This window comes from Pseudoxanthomonas dokdonensis (assembly GCF_001431405.1).
In the GTDB taxonomy this organism is placed as follows: Bacteria; Pseudomonadota; Gammaproteobacteria; order Xanthomonadales; family Xanthomonadaceae; genus Pseudoxanthomonas_A; species Pseudoxanthomonas_A dokdonensis.
Window position 1 is genome coordinate 31,406 of record NZ_LDJL01000013.1, and the last position, 18,612, is coordinate 50,017.

Annotated in this window: 13 protein-coding genes; 10 read left to right on the plus strand and 3 right to left on the minus strand. The window is 66.3% G+C overall.

Going from position 1 to position 18,612, the window contains the following annotated elements; genetic code table 11:
• Positions 1-11 precede the first annotated feature (11 nt).
• A complete protein-coding gene (locus ABB29_RS12745; protein ID WP_057659680.1) occupies positions 12-356 on the minus strand; it encodes a low molecular weight protein tyrosine phosphatase family protein in 345 nt (114 codons plus the stop codon).
• A 19-nt stretch (positions 357-375) separates the two neighbouring features.
• Complete coding sequence (locus tag ABB29_RS12750) at positions 376-1,740, minus strand: DNA recombination protein RmuC (RefSeq protein ID WP_057659683.1); 1,365 nt, start codon at positions 1,738-1,740, stop codon at positions 376-378.
• Positions 1,741-2,079: 339 nt separating this feature from the next.
• On the opposite strand from ABB29_RS12750, the gene ABB29_RS12755 reads away from it, so the two are divergent.
• The 6 genes from ABB29_RS12755 (at position 2,080) to xylA (ending at position 10,108) form a co-directional block, all read left to right on the plus strand.
• Positions 2,080-3,000: a LysR family transcriptional regulator gene (locus ABB29_RS12755; RefSeq protein ID WP_057659685.1), complete on the plus strand. Its 921-nt coding sequence runs from the start codon at positions 2,080-2,082 to the stop codon at positions 2,998-3,000.
• A gap of 197 nt (positions 3,001-3,197) precedes the next feature.
• The gene (gene paoA, locus ABB29_RS12760) at positions 3,198-3,836 is read left to right on the plus strand and encodes an aldehyde dehydrogenase iron-sulfur subunit PaoA (protein WP_057659687.1); all 639 of its coding nucleotides are present in this window, start codon (positions 3,198-3,200) and stop codon (positions 3,834-3,836) included.
• The gene (locus ABB29_RS12765) at positions 3,833-4,783 is read left to right on the plus strand and encodes an FAD binding domain-containing protein (RefSeq protein WP_057659689.1); all 951 of its coding nucleotides are present in this window, start codon (positions 3,833-3,835) and stop codon (positions 4,781-4,783) included. Before paoA ends, ABB29_RS12765 begins: the two co-directional genes overlap by 4 nt.
• A 4-nt stretch (positions 4,784-4,787) precedes the next feature.
• A complete protein-coding gene (gene paoC, locus ABB29_RS12770; protein WP_057659691.1) occupies positions 4,788-6,986 on the plus strand; it encodes an aldehyde oxidoreductase molybdenum-binding subunit PaoC in 2,199 nt (732 codons plus the stop codon).
• Between the two features lie 247 nt (positions 6,987-7,233).
• The gene (gene xylB, locus ABB29_RS12775; RefSeq protein WP_057659693.1) at positions 7,234-8,730 is read left to right on the plus strand and encodes a xylulokinase; all 1,497 of its coding nucleotides are present in this window, start codon (positions 7,234-7,236) and stop codon (positions 8,728-8,730) included.
• A gap of 43 nt (positions 8,731-8,773) precedes the next feature.
• Complete coding sequence (gene xylA / locus ABB29_RS12780; protein ID WP_057659696.1) at positions 8,774-10,108, plus strand: xylose isomerase; 1,335 nt, start codon at positions 8,774-8,776, stop codon at positions 10,106-10,108.
• 106 nt (positions 10,109-10,214) lie between these two features.
• On the opposite strand, the gene ABB29_RS12785 is transcribed toward xylA, so the two are convergent.
• Positions 10,215-11,276 (minus strand): LacI family DNA-binding transcriptional regulator, encoded by a 1,062-nt coding sequence (locus ABB29_RS12785; protein WP_057659735.1) that lies wholly within the window; start codon positions 11,274-11,276, stop codon positions 10,215-10,217.
• Positions 11,277-11,403: 127 nt separating this feature from the next.
• On the opposite strand from ABB29_RS12785, the gene ABB29_RS12790 reads away from it, so the two are divergent.
• The 4 genes from ABB29_RS12790 (at position 11,404) to ABB29_RS12805 (ending at position 18,601) form a co-directional block, all read left to right on the plus strand.
• Positions 11,404-13,611: an alpha-glucuronidase family glycosyl hydrolase gene (locus ABB29_RS12790; protein ID WP_157062641.1), complete on the plus strand. Its 2,208-nt coding sequence runs from the start codon at positions 11,404-11,406 to the stop codon at positions 13,609-13,611.
• Positions 13,608-15,599, plus strand: coding sequence for a sialate O-acetylesterase (locus ABB29_RS12795; protein ID WP_057659698.1), 1,992 nt, complete (start codon positions 13,608-13,610; stop codon positions 15,597-15,599). The genes ABB29_RS12790 and ABB29_RS12795 overlap by 4 nt, the downstream gene beginning before the upstream one ends.
• Before the next feature lie 20 nt (positions 15,600-15,619).
• On the plus strand, positions 15,620-16,894 hold the full coding sequence (gene manD, locus ABB29_RS12800; protein WP_057659700.1) for a D-mannonate dehydratase ManD: 1,275 nt from the start codon (positions 15,620-15,622) through the stop codon (positions 16,892-16,894).
• Between the two features lie 63 nt (positions 16,895-16,957).
• Positions 16,958-18,601, plus strand: a complete 1,644-nt coding sequence (locus ABB29_RS12805; protein WP_245622632.1) for a glycoside hydrolase family 43 protein — start codon at positions 16,958-16,960, stop codon at positions 18,599-18,601.
• The last annotated feature ends 11 nt before the right edge of the window (positions 18,602-18,612 follow it).

The following is an 18,612-nucleotide window of genomic DNA, read 5'->3' on the forward strand; positions in this document are numbered from 1 at the left end:
GACAGGCCTGATCAGTCCTGCGTCGGCGCAATCGGCGGCAGGTGCGGCGGGACTTTGTTCCTGAGCAGGCGGATCAGATCCGGATCCATGAACCCGAACTCATCCGGTATGTGCAGGCAGACCAGCTTCGCCTTGCCCAGATGGGGTCTGAATTTCGACGACAGTCTGGATCGATGGACCGGTTCCATCACGAAGATGACATGCGCCCACCGCAGCAGCTCGGGCGTGACTGGATTCTCGGCGTTGTGGTTGAGGCCGGCCGATGAAGCCTCCACGCCCGGCCATTCGGCGAACAGCTGTTCGGCGGTCGGGCTGCGCAGCCGGTTCTGGCTGCAGATGAAGAGCACATGGCGCATGTCCGCTTGGATGCGCGGGTTACTGGCTGGCCGCGGTGTCGTCGCTGTCCAGCAGTCCCGCTACCGGCTCGCTGGGCAGTGACTCGACCTCGCGCAGGCTGCGTTCGATTGCGCGGGTACGCACGCCGGTGCTTTCGATCTGCTTGCTGGCCTGGTCCAGCTTGCCTTTCACCGACTCCAGCACATCGCCGAACTTGCCGAATTCGGTCTTGGCCTTGCCCAGCACCCGCCACACTTCGGCCGAGCGGCGCTCGATGGCGACCGTGCGGAAACCCACCTGCAGGCTGGTCAGCAGCGCCAGCAAGGTAGTCGGCCCGGCGATGGTGATGCGCTGGTCGCGCTGCAACGACTCGAACAGGCCGGGCCGCCGCAGCACTTCCGCATACAGGCCTTCGGTGGGCAGGAACATCACCGCGAACTCGGTGGTATGCGGTGCCGAGACGTACTTCTGGATTTCCCGTGCCTGCGCCCGCACCACCCGTTCCAGTGCGTCGCTGGCCAGCCGCGCGGCATCGGCGTCGGCGCGTTCCTGCGCATCCAGCAGCCGCTCGTAATCCTCGCGCGGAAACTTGGCGTCAATCGGCAGCCAGATGACGTTGCCGTCGCTGGAGCCGGGGAACCTGACCGCGAATTCGACCCGCCGGTTGCTGCCGGGCACGGTCTCGACGTTGCTGGCGTACTGGTCCGGCGCGAACACCTGCTCGAGCAGGCCGGCCAGCTGCACTTCGCCAAACACGCCGCGCGACTTGACGTTGTTGAGCACCCGCTGCAGACCGCCGACATCGGCGGCCAGCTTGTTCATGTCGCCCAGGCCCTGGTGCACCTGGGCCAGCATCTGGGTGACGTTGCCGAAGCTCTCGGTCAGGCGGGTTTCCAGGGTCGCATGCAGTTTTTCGTCGACGGTCTGGCGCATCTGTTCGAGCTTGGCGCTGTTGTCGGCCTGCAGTTCCTTCAGCCGTGCCTCGAGCGTGCTGCGCATTTCGCCGATGCGCTGCTCGTTGCGCTGGATCAGCTCGTTCAGGCGCTGGCCCAGGCCTTCGGCAAACCGCGTCTGCGATTCGGCGCTTTCGCTGCGGCCCTTGCGGGCATCTTCGGTCAATGCCTCGCGCAACAGGTCCAGGCGCTGGTCGGTGCGGGTGCCGAGGTCGGCCAGGTTGCGGCCAAAGCCCTCGATGCGCAGTTCCTGCTGGCTGGACAGGCTGTCCAGCTGCTGGCGCAACTCGCCACGGCCCTCGCGCTGTTGCTCGCGCAAGGCCTGCTCAAGCTGGCCGCGCAAGGCCTCCAGCCCGGCCTGCGGCCGGCGCGACAGCAGGATCAGCAGCAACACCACGGCCACCACCAGCAACAGCAGCACCAGGCCCAACAGGAATGGAAGATAGGTCATCGGCCTAGTTTAACCACCGCGATCTCAGTGACGGCGACCGGCCGCGGAAACGACGGATGAAATGTGAATGTCCGCTTTGTGCCGGTTTTGTCGAATGTCCTTGAGCCCACGTTTTTTTCGAGAAAAGCCGAGATGCACTATCCTCGATCACCTGCTTCACCGCGACCACTCCGGCGCCGGCCTGCGCCGGGCTGAGCCGGCGCCTCCAGCCCCCGGGCAGGGGCTCAGGGAACTGCCAGCCGGCGCGGCGTGAAGCCACTGCTCCACGTGCCACTGTTTTGCCACACAACGATCAAGGAAGAAGACCATGAACCAGCTCCCCGGCCCGGGTGCACGCCCATGATCCAGTTCAGCGATATGGAAACCTACGTCGCCGTGGTCGAGTCGACCAGCTTCACGATTGCGGCCAAACGCCTGGCGACGACCAAATCTGTGGTCAGCCGCCGGATCAGCGACATGGAGCGGCAACTCGGCGCGCAGCTGCTGGACCGCTCATCGCGCAGCGTGCGCGCGACCGACGTCGGTGCCGCCTACTACGGCAAGTGCGTGCGGATACTGGAGGAAGTCGAGGCCGCCAATGACTTTGTCAGCTGTTTCAACGACCAGATCGTCGGCCGCCTGCGCATTGCCATTCCGGAGATGTTCGGCAACGAGCTGGTGTATCCGCTGCTGACCCGGTTTTCGGCGGCGTTCCCCGACGTGGTGCCGGACATCCATGTCGACGACGAATCGGTCAATCTGACCGAGACCCACTTCGACGTCGCCATCCGCATCGGCAAGCTGGCCGACTCCAACCTGATTGCCAAGCACCTGATGCATTTCCGTCGCTTCCTGTGTGCCAGCCCGGGCTACCTGGCCGAGCATGGCAAACCGACGAGCGCCGACGAGCTGTCGCAGCACGATGGCTTGATCGACGGCATGTCCGGGCGCCAAGACTGGATGCTGACCATTGACGGCCATCCACACCCGTGTCCGGTCCGCGAGCGCCTGCGCAGCAACAGCACCGCGCAGTTGCTGGAAGCAGCCTGCGCCGGGCTGGGCATCTGGCTGGCGCCGAGCATCAGCGCATCGCAGGCGATCGCCAATGGCCGCCTGCAGGTCCTGCTGCCGCAACTGGCACCGGAACCGACGCCGATGTTCGCGGTGTATCCGAAAGGCCGGCGCAGCTCGCGCAAGGTCCAGGCGTTCCTGTCGTTCCTCAGCGCCAACCTCGCGCGCTTTACCGCCGAGGCCAACGAAGCATTCGTCCACAGCGCATGAGCGTGGTCGCGGGCTGGATGCGACTGCGGATGCGCGGCGGCGGCGTCGCGCGGACTGCCGCTGGTTAATCCGTTCACGCAATCCTGAAGGTGAATTGAGTTACGGTAACCACTCCGATGGACGGCTGACGGCCCGTCCGCGCCATAGGCCAGCCCGCCGGGCCATCCGCCCGGCCAGCCAACCAAGGAGTCGAGCACGTGGTCAGAGACAGCCTGTTCACCCTTTCCCGACGCGATCTGCTGAAGACCGGCGCCGCTTCGGCCACCCTGATGAGCGTGCCGCTGGCGGCCAGCGCGCAGGACACCGCGACCACGCCGGCGCCGGTGATGGCCGAGGTCAGCCTGGAGGTCAACGGCAAACAGCAGCACCTGACCCTGGATACCCGCACCAGCCTGCTCGATGCGCTGCGCGAGCACCTGCACCTGACCGGGACCAAGAAGGGCTGCGACCACGGCCAGTGCGGCGCCTGCACGATCCTGCTCGACGGCCGTCGCATCAATGCCTGCCTGACCCTGGCGGTGATGCACCAGGGGGCGCGCATCACCACCATCGAAGGGCTGGGCACGCCCGACAAGCTGCATCCGATGCAGGCGGCGTTCGTCAAGCATGATGGCTACCAGTGCGGTTACTGCACCCCGGGCCAGATCTGCTCGGCGGTGGCGATGCTGGAAGAAGTGAAGGACGGCATCCCCAGTCTGGTCAGCGAGGATCTGCAGGCGCGGCCGAGCCTGGACAATGACGAAATCCGCGAGCGCATGAGCGGCAACATCTGCCGGTGCGGTGCCTATTCCAACATCGTCGATGCCATCACCGACGTGGCCGGGAGCCGCGCATGAAGGCCTTCAGCTACGAACGCGCGGACAGCCCGGCTGAGGCCGCCGCCGCCGCCGCGCGCACGCCCGGCGCCAGATTCATTGCCGGCGGCACCAACCTGCTGGACCTGATGAAGCTGGAAATCGAAACCCCGGCGCATCTGATCGACGTCAATGGCCTGGGCCTGGACAGCATCGACAAGACCGACGACGGTGGCCTGCGCATCGGTGCGCTGGTACGCAATACCGACCTGGCTGCCGACAAACGCGTGCGTCGCGACTATGCGGTGCTGAGCCGGGCACTGCTGGCGGGCGCCTCGGGCCAGCTGCGCAACAAGGCCACCACCGCCGGCAACCTGCTGCAACGGACCCGTTGCCCGTATTTCTACGACACCGACCAGCCCTGCAACAAACGCCTGCCGGGCAGCGGCTGTGGCGCGCTGCAGGGATTCAGCCGGCAGCTGGCGGTGATCGGCGGCAGCCAGGCCTGCATCGCCACCCACCCCAGTGACATGGCGGTGGCGATGCGCGCGCTGGACGCCAGCGTCGAAACCGTAGGCGCCGATGGCCGGCAGCGGCGTATCGCGCTGGCTGATTTCTATCGCGAACCCGGCACCACCCCGCATCTGGAAACCGTTCTGGAAAAAGGCGAACTGATTACCGCGGTGACCCTGCCGGAACCGCTCGGCGGTACCCATGTCTACCGCAAGGTGCGTGATCGCGCCTCGTATGCGTTCGCACTTGTCTCGGTCGCCGCGGTGATCCAGCGCGACGGCAGTGGCCGGCTGGCGATGGGCGGGGTGGCGCACAAGCCGTGGCGGCTGCAGGCGGCGGACCTGGCGTTGCCGCAAGGCGCCAAAGCGGCGACGGATGCATTGCTGGCCGGCGCCACGCCGACAGATGACAACGCTTTCAAACTACCGCTGGCGCAACGCAACGTGAGTGCGGTGCTGGCCCAGGCCAAGGGGTGATGCGATGAAATTCGACACGCCAGCGCAGCAGAACCCGATTGACCAGCTCAAGGTCATCGGCAAGCCGACCGACCGCATCGATGGCCCGCGCAAGACCACCGGCACCGCGACCTACGCCTACGAACACCACCAGCAACTGGCAGACGCGGCCTACGGCCATGTAGTCGGGGCCGGCATCGCCAAGGGCAGGATCATCGCCATGGACACCGACGCCGCACGTCGCGCGCCCGGGGTACTGGCGGTGGTCACCGCCGCCAATGCCGGCAAACTGACCAAGGGTGATTTCAACACCGCGCAGCTGCTGGGCGGACCGCAGATCCAGCACTACCACCAGGCCATCGCGCTGGTGGTGGCCGAGTCCTTCGAACAGGCGCGCGCGGCGGCCGGCCTGATCAAGGTGCAGTACCAGCGTGAGCATGGCGCCTATGACCTGGCCCAGGCCAGGGCGGGCGCCAGCGTACCCAAGGACGGCGAACCGGACACCGCGGTCGGTGATTTCGCCGCCGCCTTCGCCGCCGCGCCGGTACAACTGGATGCCACCTACCACACCCCGGACCAGTCGCACGCGATGATGGAGCCGCATGCATCGATCGCCCGCTGGGACGGCGACCAGCTGACCCTGTACACCTCCAACCAGATGATCAACTGGGGCCGCGGCGATGTCGCCAAGACCCTGGGCATCGCCAGGGAAAACGTGCGCCTGCTGTCACCGTTCATTGGCGGTGGCTTCGGTGGCAAATTGTTCGTCCGCGCCGACGCGATACTGGCGGCGCTGGGCGCGCGCGCGGCTGGCCGGCCGGTCAAGGTGGCGCTGCAGCGCCCGCTGATCGCCAACAACACCACCCATCGTCCAGCCACCCTGCAGCGCGTCCGTATCGGCACCGGCAAGGATGGCCGCATCACCGCCATTGGCCATGAGTCGTGGTCCGGTGATCTGCCTGGTGGTGGACCGGAGGTGGCGGTGCAGCAGACCCGCCTGCTGTATGCCGGTGCCAATCGCATGACCCGCATGCGGCTGGCGGTGCTGGATCTGCCCGAAGGCAACGCGATGCGGGCCCCGGGCGAGGCGCCGGGGATGATGGCGCTGGAGATCGCGATGGACGAACTTGCCGAGAAGCTCGGCATGGATCCGGTCGAGCTGCGCATCCTCAACGACACCCAGGTCGATCCGGAACACCCGCAGCGGCCCTTCAGCCAGCGCCAGTTCGTGCAATGCCTGCGCGAAGGCGCCAAGCGTTTCGGCTGGGATGCGCGCAGCTCGCAGCCGGCACAGGTGCGCGACGGCCGCTGGCTGGTCGGCATGGGCATGGCCTCGGGCTTCCGCAACAACCTGACCATGAAGTCCGCCGCCCGCGTGCGCCTGGACCGCCAAGGCAAGCTCATCGTCGAAACCGACATGACCGATATCGGCACCGGCAGCTACACCATCATTGCCCAGACCGCGGCCGAGATGCTGGGCGTGCCGCTGCAGGACGTGGACGTACGGCTAGGTGATTCGGCGTTCCCGGTCTCGGCCGGCTCGGGCGGCCAGTGGGGCGCCAACAGTTCCACTGCCGGGGTCTATGCCGCCTGCGTCAAACTGCGCGAGCAGGTGGCGGAAAAAGCCGGCATCGCGGTCAGCGACGCGCAATTCAGCGATGGCCACGTGCATGCCGGCGATCGCCGGGTCGCGCTCGGCGAACTCGCCGCCGACGGCGAACTGGTCGCGGAGGACGCGATTGAATTCGGCGATCTGGGCAAGAAAGCCCAGCAGTCGACGTTCGCCGGCCACTTCGTCGAAGTCGGCGTCGATGCCTATACCGGCGAAACCCGGGTCCGGCGGATGCTGGCGGTGTGCGCGGCCGGGCGCATCCTCAATCCCAAATCGGCCCGCAGCCAGGTCATCGGCGCGATGACGATGGCGGTCGGCGCAGCGCTGTCCGAGGAACTGGTGATCGACAAGCGGCTGGGTTTTTTCGTCAATCACGACCTGGCCGGTTACGAGGTGCCGGTGCATGCCGACATCCCGCACCAGGAGGTGGTGTTCCTGGATGAAACCGACCCGCAGTCCTCGCCGATGAAGGCCAAGGGAGTCGGCGAACTCGGTATCTGCGGGGTCGCCGCCGCGGTTGCCAACGCCATCTACAACGCCAGCGGCGTGCGCGTGCGCGATTACCCGATCACGCTGGACAAGCTGCTGGACGGGTTGCCGCAGGTGGTGTGAAGCCCGGGCGTGGCCTCGCACACGCAGCCACGCCACGGTAGCCCGGCCGGCGGCTGAGCCCCCGCAAGCGGCTGTTTGCACTCACATTCCGCGTTGCAGCACGCTTTTTGCACGGGGGCTGGGTAAAGTGCGGGTTCTCGCACAACCGGATCGCCCAGCCCGTGCCAGTCGCCCGTTCACTCCGTCGCCATTTTTTTTGCCGGCAAAATGGTAGCGCTAACTTTTTTTCCGGCTTGAGGCTTCAACGATGACGCTGGTGGCTGGCATCGATGCCGGGACGCAGAGCGTCAAGGTTGTCGTCTACGACGCGCAGTCATGCCAGCTGCGGGCCACCGCCAGCGCGGCGCTGGAACTGATCAGTGGTGACGACGGCAGCCGCGAGCAGCATCCGCAAGCATGGATGGACGCGGTCGAGCAGTGCTTCGCCCGGATCGATCCGCAACTGCGGCAGGGCATCGCCGCGCTGGCGGTTTCCGGCCAGCAGCATGGGCTGGTGGCGCTGGATGCCGACGGCAACGTGCTGGCCCCGGCCAAACTGTGGTGCGACACCAGCAGCAGCGCCGAGTGCGAGGAAATCATGCAGGCGCTGGGTGGTGCGCAGGGCTGTATCGAGGCCGCTGGCAATCCAATCCTGGCCGGCTATACCGCCTCCAAGATCCGCTGGACCCGCAAGCATCGGCCCCAAGCCTATGCGGCGCTGGCGACCATCCTGCTGCCACACGACTACCTCAACTTCCGTCTCACCGGCGAACGCTTCATGGAGTACGGCGACGCCTCCGGCACCGGCTGGCTGGACGTGCGTAGCCGGCAATGGTCGGCACCATTGCTGAAGGCGATTGATCCGGATCGGGATCTGAGCCAGTGCCTGCCGCCGCTGGTGTCAAACGACAGCAGTTTCGCGATCCTGCCGGCGATGGCCGACCGCCTCGGCCTGTCGCATGCGGTGCGCATCGCGGTCGGTGGTGGCGACAACATGATGGCCGCGATCGGCACCGGCGCAGTCGTGCCGGGACGGCTGGCGATGAGTCTGGGCACCTCGGGCACGCTGTTCGCCTACGCCGACCAACCGGTGGTCGACGAGCACGGTGCCTGGGCCGCGTTCTGTTCCTCGTCCGGCGGCTGGTTGCCGCTGATCTGTACGATGAACTGCACCGTGGCCACCGAGACCGTCGCCAGCACGCTGGGTTTCAGCAGTCGCGATGGCGATCCGATGATCACCTCGACCACGCCCGGTGCCGATGGCCTGACCATGCTGCCGTTCTTCAATGGCGAGCGCACGCCTGACCTGCCCGAGGCGAAGGCGTCGCTGCATGGCATGGACATGCGCAACATGAGTCCCGCGCACCTGTACCGGGCGGCGATGGAAGGCGCGACCTTCAGCCTCAGGTTCGGCTATGACGCCTTCGTTGCCGCCGGCATGCAGTTCGATCGCATCCTGCTGACCGGTGGTGGCGCCAACAGCCCGGCCTGGCGGCAGATGGTGGCCGATGTGTTCGGCCTGCCGGTGCAGGTACCGCAGCAGACCGAGGGTGCCGCGTTTGGCGCCGCGCTTCAGGCGCTGTGGTCGCTGCAGGCGACCGCGGCCGGCGCCGACAGTCTGGTCGAGGTGGTCAACCGCCACGTCCACCACGATCCGGCGCAGGCACACCTGCCCGATGCCAGCCGCAGGACCGCCTACCAGCAATCCTACAAGCGCTATCTGAAACATCTGCATGACACCCACGGGGTCGGCGGCGACCGCTGAGCCATCCATCCAACTCCCCCACGATATTGAACAGAGGAACCCCATGAGCAAGCACTATTTCGTCGGCGCCAAGGAATATTTTCCCGGCATCGGCCAGATCAAATTCGAAGGCCGCGAGTCCGACAATCCGCTGGCGTTCAAGGTCTATGACGCCGACAAGCTGATTGGCGGCAAGAGCATGCGCGAGCATCTGCGTTTCGCGGTTTGCTACTGGCACACCTTCTGCAACGCCGGCCACGACCCGTTCGGGCCGGGCACGCGCCAGTTCCCGTGGCAGGGCGACACCGCCATGGCCGGTGCCGAAGCCAAGCTGGATGCGGCGTTTGAATTGTTCAGCAAACTCGGCGTGCCGTACTGGTGCTTCCACGACATCGACCTGGCCCCGGATGCCGATGACATCGGCGAATACCAGAGCAACCTCAGCCACATGGTCGCGCTGGCCAAGCAGCGCCAGGCCGACACCGGCATGAAACTACTGTGGGGTACCGCCAACCTGTTCACCCATCCGCGTTACATGAATGGTGCATCGACCAACCCCGACTTCAACGTCGTCGCGCGCGCGGCGGTGCAGGTCAAGGCGGCGCTGGATGCGACCGTCGAGCTGGGGGGTGAGCATTACGTGTTCTGGGGTGGCCGCGAAGGCTACGCCAGCCTGCACAACACCGACATGAAGCGCGAGCTGGAGCATTTCGCCCGCTTCCTGACCATGGCCCGCGACTACGGTCGCAGCATCGGCCTGAAGGGCAACTTCCTGATCGAGCCCAAGCCGATGGAGCCGATGAAGCACCAGTACGATTTCGACAGCGCCACGGTCGCCGGCTTCCTGCGCCAGCACGGCCTGGAAAAAGACTTCAAGCTCAACATCGAAGCCAACCACGCGACCCTGTCCGGACACACCTTCGAACATGATCTGCAGGTGGCCTCCGACCACGGCCTGCTCGGCAGCATCGACGCCAACCGCGGCAACGCGCAGAACGGCTGGGATACCGATCAGTTCCCGACCGACCTGTACGACACCGTCGGCGCGATGATGGTGGTGCTGCGCCAGGGCGGGCTGGAAGGCGGCCTCAATTTCGATGCCAAGGTGCGTCGCGAATCCACCGATCTGGAAGATCTGTTCATTGCCCACATCGGCGGCATGGACGCGTTCGCGCGCGGACTGGAAGTCGCCCATTCGCTGTTGAACGACTCGCCGTGGGAGCGGTGGCGCAAGCAGCGCTATGCCAGCTTCGACAGCGGCGCCGGCCGCGATTTCGAAGCCGGCAAGCTGAGCCTGGAAGATCTGCAGGCCATCGCTGGCAAACAGGGTGAGCCGACCCAGACCAGCGGCAAGCAGGAGCGCTACGAAAACCTGCTCAACCAGTACCTGCTGCGTTGAGCCGATGACGCCCGGACGGTCTTGCAAGCTGATTGATTGCATGCCGTCCGGGCGCATGCCATGCAGAAGTGGCCGCAGGCCCCGGCCGTTGCCGCGGGCTGCCGGGTTACTTGCGCCGCGGCGGTGGTGCCACCGAATCGCGGGCGATCAGCCGGTGTGGCATCACATGGTCGGACAACACCCGGGTGTTGGCGTCCTTGCGCCGGATCCCGCGCAGCAGGATGTCGATGGCGGCGTTGGCCATCGACGCGATCGGCTGGTGGATGGTGGTCAGTTCCGGCCACACCGTGGTCGCCGCCGAAGTGTCATCGAAGCCGACCACCGACAGATCCCGTGGCACGTCCAGGCCCTGGCGATGGGCCACCGAAATCGCCGCTGCGGCCATGTCGTCGTTGCTGGCGAAAATCGCACTGGGCGGATGCCGCAAACCCAGCAACTTGCTGGCTGCCTCGAGGCCACCGCGATAGGTGTAGTCACCCTGTTGCACCAGGGTTGGATCGAGGGCGATGCCGGCATCGTCGAGCGCGGCCAGGAATCCTTCGAAACGACGCGCGCTGGCACTGAGGTCGGTGCGGCCCTTGATGCAGCCGATGCGGGTATGGCCCTGGGCGATCAGGTGTTCGGCGATTTCCTTGCCGGCACGGAAATCGTCGATGCGCACGCAGGAGATGTCGTCACGGAAATGGCCGGAGGCGATCGCCACCACCGGCACCCCGGCGCGGACCAGCTCGTTGACCGCGGTGCGCGACTCGCACAGCGGCGGCGGCAGGATCACACCGTCTACGCGCTTGGCCAGCGCCCGCGCGCTCTTGCGCTCGTTGTCGGCATCCAGATCGTCCCAGTAATCGACGACCAGCTGGACCGCGGTACGCGATGCCACCCGCAACAGGCCTACCAGCAGTTCACGCAGGTAGGCACCGCTGGGGTTGGTGTAGATCAGGGCGATGCGGGTGTGCTGCGCCGCCGCCAGCGAGCTGGCCGCCAGGTTGGGCGTGTAGTTGAGCTCGCGGACCGCTTCCAGCACCCGCTCGCGGGTACTGTCACGGACTTTGCCCTGGCCATTCATGACCCGCGACACGGTCATCGGCGAGACCCCGGCGTGGGCGGCGACTTCGTCGATGGTAACGCCACTGCTCTTGCGTCTGACGGCTTTGCGGGGCTTGTTCAAAACCGGCTTTTCCAAGACATGTTCCTTCAATCGGTGGCGGGCATCCGGCGCGGGCAGGGAATCCCCGGCGGCTGCGGCGAACGGCCGCACTGTCAGCAACGGCCGGGCCGTGCATATGGATGAGCCGATGTTACCGGTAACTTTCCGGCGCCGCGATAGCCGCCCCGGCCGCGGTCAACGCTGGCTGGCAAGCGGCCTGCTGATGCTGTCGCTGCTGCTGGGGGTATTGCCGGTGGCGCTGGCCGAGGACGGCTACGAGCTGTGGCTGCGCTATCGACCGTTGCCGGCGGCCCAGGCCGATGCGCTGCGCCAGCAGTCCCGGCAGCTGGTGGTGGCCGATGCCTCGACCACCGGCCAGCACACCCGTGATGAACTGCTGCGCGCATTGCAGGCGATGACCGGTAGTGCGCCAGCGCTGGCCAGCCGTGCCAGCCAGGCCGGGGCGTTACTGGTCGGCACCCCGGCGACGCTGCCGCAGCTGCGCGCGTTGCAGCCGCAGCTTGGCGGACTGGGTGAGGAGGGTTATCTGATCCGGCGCCAGCCCATCGATGGGCGCGCTGCCACCGTGATCGCGGCCAACAGCGATATCGGCGCGCTGTACGGCGCCTTCCACCTGCTGCGCTTGCTGCAGACCGGGCAAGCGCTGCCGGCGGACGGCATCCGTGAAGCACCGCGGGTCAAGCTGCGGATGCTGGATCACTGGGACAATCTGGACGGCTATGTCGAACGCGGCTACGCCGGGGCTTCGATCTGGGACTGGCACAAGCTGCCCGATTACGTCGACCCGCGGATCAGCGATTACGCCCGCGCCAACGCCTCGATCGGCATCAATGGCAGCGTCCTCAACAACGTCAATTCCAACGCCGTCAGCCTGACCGCGCCTTATCTGGCCAAGGCCGCGGCGCTGGCCGACGTGCTGCGGCCGTGGGGCATCCGCGTCTACCTGAGCGCCCGTTTCAGTGCGCCGGTGGAAATCGGCGGGCTGAGCACCGCCGACCCGCTGGATGCCGGGGTGCAGCGCTGGTGGCGCGACAAGGCCGACGAGATCTATCGGCTGATTCCCGACTTCGGTGGCTTCCTGGTCAAGGCCAACTCCGAAGGCCAGCCCGGTCCACAGGACTACGGTCGCAGCCACGCCGACGGCGCCAACCTGCTGGCCGATGCGTTGCAGCCACACGCCGGCGTGGTGATGTGGCGGGCGTTCGTGTATTCGCATGAGCAGCCCGACGATCGCGCCAGGCAGGCCTACGATGAGTTCGTGCCGCTGGATGGCCGTTTCCGTGACAACGTGTTGCTGCAGGTCAAGAACGGCGCCATCGACTTCCAGCCACGCGAGCCGTTCCATCCGCTGTTCGGCGCGATGCCGAAGACACCGCTGATGATGGAGTTCCAGATCACCAAGGAATACCTGGGTTTCGCCACCCACTTGGTGTATCTGGGACCGCTGTACCAGGAGACCCTGCAAAGCGACACCTTGGCCCACGGCCCGGGCTCGACCGTGGCCAGCATCGTCGAAGGCCGGCTCGACAATCACGCGCTCAGCGGCATCGCCGGGGTCGCCAACATCGGCGCCGATCGCAACTGGACTGGCTCGCAGTTCGATCAGGCCAACTGGTATGTGTTCGGACGCATGGCCTGGAATCCGCGGCTGGACGCGGCCGACATCGCCCGCGACTGGGTGCGGATGACGTTCACCCCGGATCCGGCCTTCGTCGCGCCGGTGGTCCAGATGATGATGGGTTCGCGCGAAGCGGCGGTCGACTACATGACCCCGCTCGGCCTGCATCACCTGATGGGCCGTGGCCATCACTACGGGCCGGCGCCGTGGGTAGAGGGCGGCTCGCGCGCTGACTGGACCTCGGTCTATTACCACCGCGCCGACGCCGACGGCATCGGCTTTGATCGCAGCGCCAGCGGCAGCAACGCGGTAGCCCAGTACGCGCCGCCACTGGCGGCCGAATTTGCCGATCCGCGGCGGGTGCCCGAACAGTACCTGCTGTGGTTCCACCACGTGCGCTGGGATCGGCCGATGGCCTCGGGACGCACGTTATGGGACGAACTGGTACATCACTACAGCCGTGGCGTGGAGTACGTGCGCGACATGCGCCGGACCTGGGCCGGGCTGGACGGCCACATCGATGCCGAGCGCCAGCAGCAGGTCGCGGCGTTCCTGGCGATACAGGAGAAGGAAGCGCAATGGTGGCGCGATGCCAGCATCGCCTATTTCCAGACGTTTTCCGGCCTGCCATTGGCCGCTGGCGAGGCCGCGCCAGCCCATCCGCTGCAGTACTACCAGCAACTGTCTTTTCCCTACGCTCCCGGAGATGGTAAATGAGCACAGCCTGTCATCGGCATTGGCCGCAGCGCGCGGCACTGGCCACGGTATTGTCGATGCTGGCATTACCGGTGCTGGCGCAGTCGCACCAGCCGGACGCCGGCAACCGCGTGCTGGATGCGCTGTTCCAGGACCATGCGGTGCTGCAGCGTGATGCGCCGATTCCGATCTGGGGCCGGGCCACGCCAGGCGACAGCGTGGTGATCGAATTCGATGGCCGCCGCAGTCGCAGTCGTGCCGATGCCAGTGGCCATTGGCAGGCCGAACTGCAGGCCCATCGTGCCGGTGGTCCGTACCAGCTCAGCGCCAGCACCGGCAGCGGCCAGCAACAGACCGTGCGTGATCTGCTGGTTGGCGATGTCTGGCTGTGCTCGGGCCAGTCCAATATGGAACTGCAGGTGCAGCGCACGCTCGATTCGCGTTCGGAAATCGCCGGCGCCAGCGACGATGGCATCCGCCTGCTGACCGTGCCACAGGTCGGCGCCGCCAGTCCGCAGGCCGGCTTCGGCAAAGCGGTGGCATGGCAGACGCTGTCGCCGGACAGCGTGCGCGACTTTTCCGCCGCCTGTTATTACTTCGCCCGCGAGCTGCGCAAGACGGTGCCGGTGCCGATGGGATTGATCAATGCCGCCTGGGGCGGATCGCGGATCCAGGCCTGGATGAGCGAAGCCGCGCTGCGCCAATCCGCCAGCTACGACCGCGAGCTGGACGTACTCGATACGTACGCCCGCGATCCGGCCCTGGCGGTGCGCCAGTGGGGCACGCTGTGGCAGGACTGGTGGTCGCAGCAATCGACGACCACGCCGTGGGCCGCGACCGGCAACGGCAAGTGGACCGCCGCGCCACGACAACTGACCGCCTGGGAAAGCTGGGGGGTGCCGGCGCTGGCCGACTTCAACGGCATGCTCTGGTATCGCACCCGGGTCAGGCTGACCGCGCCGCAGGCCGCGCAACCGGCACGTCTGCTGCTGGGCAATGTCGACGAGGTCGACCAGAGCTGGGTCAACGGACAATCGGTCGGTAGCAGCTATGGCGCCGACGAGCCGCGCAGCTATGCGTTGCCAGCCGGGTTGCTGCAGGCCGGAGACAACCTGATCGTGGTCAACGCGCTGGACACATACCGGGATGGCGGCATGGTCGGCCCGGCCGAAAGCCGCGCGCTGCTGTTCGCCGACGGCAGCCGGGTGGCACTGGACGAGGCTGGCTGGCAGTACCAGATCGTGCCGCCTGCCTATGGCACACCGCCACGTGCGCCGTGGCAGACCGCCGCCGGCTTGTCGACCCTGTACAACGGCATGATCGCGCCACTGGGCCGCTACGGTCTGCGCGGCATGCTCTGGTACCAGGGCGAATCCAATACCGCCGAAGCACAGCGCTACGCGCAGCTGCTGCCATTGCTGCGGGATGACTGGCGGCGGCAGTTCGGTGGCGAGCGTGCCTGGCTGATCGTGCAGCTGGCCAACTTCGGCAACGTGCCGACCACGCCAGTGGAAAGCGAATGGTCGCAATTGCGCGAAGTGCAACGGCAGGTCGCCAACGCCGACCCGCACAGCGCGCTGGCGGTGGCCATCGACATTGGCGAGAGCAGCGATATCCATCCGGCCAACAAGCAGGAGCTCGGCCGCCGGCTGGCCCGTGCCGCGCGCCATGTGGCGTACGACGAAGCGTTGCCGGCATCCGGTCCGGTACCGGTCAGCGCGCAGCGCCAGGACGATGCGGTGGTGGTGACATTCAGCGACATCACCGGCGCGCTGGTCGCGCGCGGTGCCGATCAGCCGATTGGTTTCCAACTGTGCGGCGAGGCTGCCGGCAGTTGCCACTACGCCGACGCCCGCATCGATGGCCGCCAGGTGCAACTGCGAGCCAGCGGCTCCGCGCAGGCGACGCCGACACGGGTCCGTTACTGCTGGGGCGACAGCCCGGTCTGCACGTTGTACGACGGTGCGCCGTTGCCGGCCGGACCGTTCGAACTGCCCATCAGCCATTGACGACTTCGAGAGCCGCCCGCATGAGCCACGTCGAGAGCGAAGCTGGAACCCCGGACCGATGGCACGCGCAGGCGTCCACGCGGGACCGCGAGATCGTCGCCGCCAGCGTCATCGTCAGCTGCCCGGGGCGCAATTTCGTGACCCTGAAAATCCAGACCCGCGGCGGTGTGCATGGGCTCGGTGATGCGACCCTCAACGGCCGCGAACTGGCGGTGGCGGCCTATCTGCGCGAACACGTGGCGCCGAACCTGATTGGCCGCGACGCCGGCCGCATCGAGGACATCTGGCAGTTCCTGTATCGCGGTGCCTACTGGCGGCGCGGACCGGTGACGATGACCGCGATTGCGGCGGTCGATGTCGCCCTCTGGGACATCCTCGGCAAGCTGGCCGGCATGCCGTTGTACCAGTTGCTCGGTGGCCGCTCACGCGACGGCGCGCTGGTCTACGCACATGCCAATGGCCGCGACATCAGCGAAGCCAGCGACGAGGTCGGCAAGTACATCGAACAGGGATTCCTTGCGGTCCGCGCCCAGTGCGGGGTGCCGGGGATCAACAAAGCCTATGGCATCTCCACCGCCGGCAAACCCTACGAACCAGCCGAAAGCGAACTGCCGGCGGAAACGGTCTGGAACACCCCGCGCTATCTGGAAACCGCGCCGAAGCTGTTCGAACGGGTGCGCGCCGATCACGGCAACCAGGTCGAGCTGCTGCATGACGTGCACCACCGGCTGACCCCGATAGAAGCGGCCAGGCTGGCGCGCGATCTGGAACCGTACCGGTTGTTCTGGCTGGAAGACGCGACCCCGGCCGACAACCAGAAGTGCTTTGAACTGATCCGCCAGCATTCAGTCACCCCGTTGGCGGTGGGCGAGGTGTTCAATTCGATCTGGGACTGCAAACACCTGATCGAACAGCAGCTGATCGATTACATCCGCACCACCATCGTCCATGGCGGTGGCATCAGCCACATCCGCCGGCTGGCCGATTTCGCCGCGCTGTACCAGGTCCGCACCGGTTTCCACGGCGCCACCGACCTGTCACCGGTATGCATGGGTGCGGCGCTGCATTTCGATACCTGGGTGCCCAATTTCGGCATCCAGGAATACATGTTCCACAGCGAGCTGGCCAACGAAGTGTTTCCGCATGACTACCACTTCCGCGACGGCCGCCTGCACGTGGGCGACACGCCCGGCCACGGCGTGGACATCGACGAACAACTGGCCGCGCGCTTTCCGTACCTGCCCCGGCAGTTGCCGGTGGCGAGGCTGGAAGACGGCGCGATGTGGGATTGGTAGGACGACAACAAGGGGAAGGGGACGACAATGAAGACGATCAAGAACATCGGTAGCCGATTGACGATGCTGGCCGCGTTGCTGGCGCCCTGGCCGCTGCTGGCCGCCGAGCCGGTATTGTTCGATTGGTTCCAGTACCACGGCGACGACGCGGTGTTCGCAACGCCGCTGCCGGACGGCAGTTATCGCAATCCGGTGCTGGCCGGCTTCCATCCGGATCCCAGCATCACCCGTGCCGGCGACCGCTTCTATCTGGTCAATTCCAGCTTCGCCTATTTTCCCGGCATCCCGGTATTCGAGAGCCAGGATCTGGTCCACTGGAAGCAGATCGGCAACGTCATCGACCGCCCTTCGCAACTGGATTTCGATGGACTGGGGCTGTCGCGCGGCGTGTTCGCGCCGGCCATCGAATACCACGACGGGGTGTTCTACGTGGTCAACACGGCGGTCGACAGCGGCGGCAACTTCCTGGCCACCGCCAGCAACCCGGCTGGACCGTGGTCGGATCCGATCTGGCTGCCGACCATCGACGGCATCGACCCGTCGCTGTTCTTCGATGATGATGGCCGCGTCTATCTGCTGAACAACGATCTGCCCGAGGAAAAGCCGCGCTACGACGGCCACCGCGCGATCTGGCTGCAGGCCTTCGACCTGGAGAAGAAGCAGCCGTTCGGCCCGCGCAAGGTACTGATCGACGGCGGTGTCGATCCGTCAACCAACCCGATCTGGATCGAAGGCCCGCACCTGCTCAAGCGTGATGGCTGGTATTACCTCAACTGTGCCGAAGGCGGCACCGGACCGCAGCACTCGCAGGTCATCCTGCGCAGTCGCGATGTCTGGGGGCCGTACACGCCCTCGCCGCACAATCCGATCCTGACCCAGCGCGATCTGCCCGACGATCGGCCGCAGCCGATCACCAACGCTGGTCATGCGGATCTGGTGCAAGGACTGGATGGCCAGTGGTGGGCGACGTTCCTGGCCAGCCGCAACTACGGCGGCGTGCATTACAACACCGGTCGCGAAACCTTCCTGCTGCCGGTCGAGTGGAAAGACGGGTGGCCGATGATCCTGCCGCCGCAGACCGCCATCCCCTACGTCGCCAAGGCACCGACGTTCATGCATGGCAAGGCGGCGCAGGCGCCGCTGAGCGGCAACTTCAGCTGGCGCGACGAGTTTGATGGACCCACGCTCGGCCCTGAGTGGATGTACGTGCGGGTGCCGAAGCAGGCGTGGGTGGATCTCGACTCGCATCGCGGCCAGCTGGCGATCCGGCCGTTGGCGGAAAACCTCGACAGCCTGCGCAATCCATCGCTGCTGGTACGCCGGCAACAGCACATGCGCTTCGAGGCCAGCACCGCGATGCAGGTGCCGACCGAGGCCGGCACTGAAGCCGGCATCGTCGCTTTCCAGAACGAAGACCACTGGCTGTTCATGGGCGTGCGTCGCCACGACGGACAGCTGCAACTGTTCCTGCGTCGCCGTGACGGCGGCGGCGAACGCGAAGTGGCATCGCGGATCCTGCCGGCCATCGGCCAACTGCAGTTGAAGATCACCGGCGATCAGGGCGACTACGGTTTTGCCTACGACGCCGGCGCCGGCTGGCAATGGCTGCAGCAACACGAAGACGGCAGCATCCTCAGCACCGACGTGGCCGGCGGTTTCGTCGGCGCGGTGCTGGGCCCCTACGCACGTATCGCACCGCAGGAATAATGGAGAGTCAA

Bases quoted from the DNA above. Each gene is read 5' to 3' on its own strand.
- xylA (WP_057659696.1), top strand. From the start codon at position 8,774: ATGAGCAAGCACTATTTCGTCGGCGCCAAGGAATATTTTCCCGGCATC.
- ABB29_RS12745 (WP_057659680.1), bottom strand. From the start codon at position 356: ATGCGCCATGTGCTCTTCATCTGCAGCCAGAACCGGCTGCGCAGCCCG.
- ABB29_RS12755 (WP_057659685.1), top strand. From the start codon at position 2,080: ATGATCCAGTTCAGCGATATGGAAACCTACGTCGCCGTGGTCGAGTCG.
- manD (WP_057659700.1), top strand. From the start codon at position 15,620: ATGAGCCACGTCGAGAGCGAAGCTGGAACCCCGGACCGATGGCACGCG.
- ABB29_RS12765 (WP_057659689.1), top strand. From the start codon at position 3,833: ATGAAGGCCTTCAGCTACGAACGCGCGGACAGCCCGGCTGAGGCCGCC.
- ABB29_RS12790 (WP_157062641.1), top strand. From the start codon at position 11,404: ATGTTACCGGTAACTTTCCGGCGCCGCGATAGCCGCCCCGGCCGCGGT.
- ABB29_RS12750 (WP_057659683.1), bottom strand. From the start codon at position 1,740: ATGACCTATCTTCCATTCCTGTTGGGCCTGGTGCTGCTGTTGCTGGTG.
- paoC (WP_057659691.1), top strand. From the start codon at position 4,788: ATGAAATTCGACACGCCAGCGCAGCAGAACCCGATTGACCAGCTCAAG.
- ABB29_RS12795 (WP_057659698.1), top strand. From the start codon at position 13,608: ATGAGCACAGCCTGTCATCGGCATTGGCCGCAGCGCGCGGCACTGGCC.
- ABB29_RS12805 (WP_245622632.1), top strand. From the start codon at position 16,958: ATGCTGGCCGCGTTGCTGGCGCCCTGGCCGCTGCTGGCCGCCGAGCCG.
- xylB (WP_057659693.1), top strand. From the start codon at position 7,234: ATGACGCTGGTGGCTGGCATCGATGCCGGGACGCAGAGCGTCAAGGTT.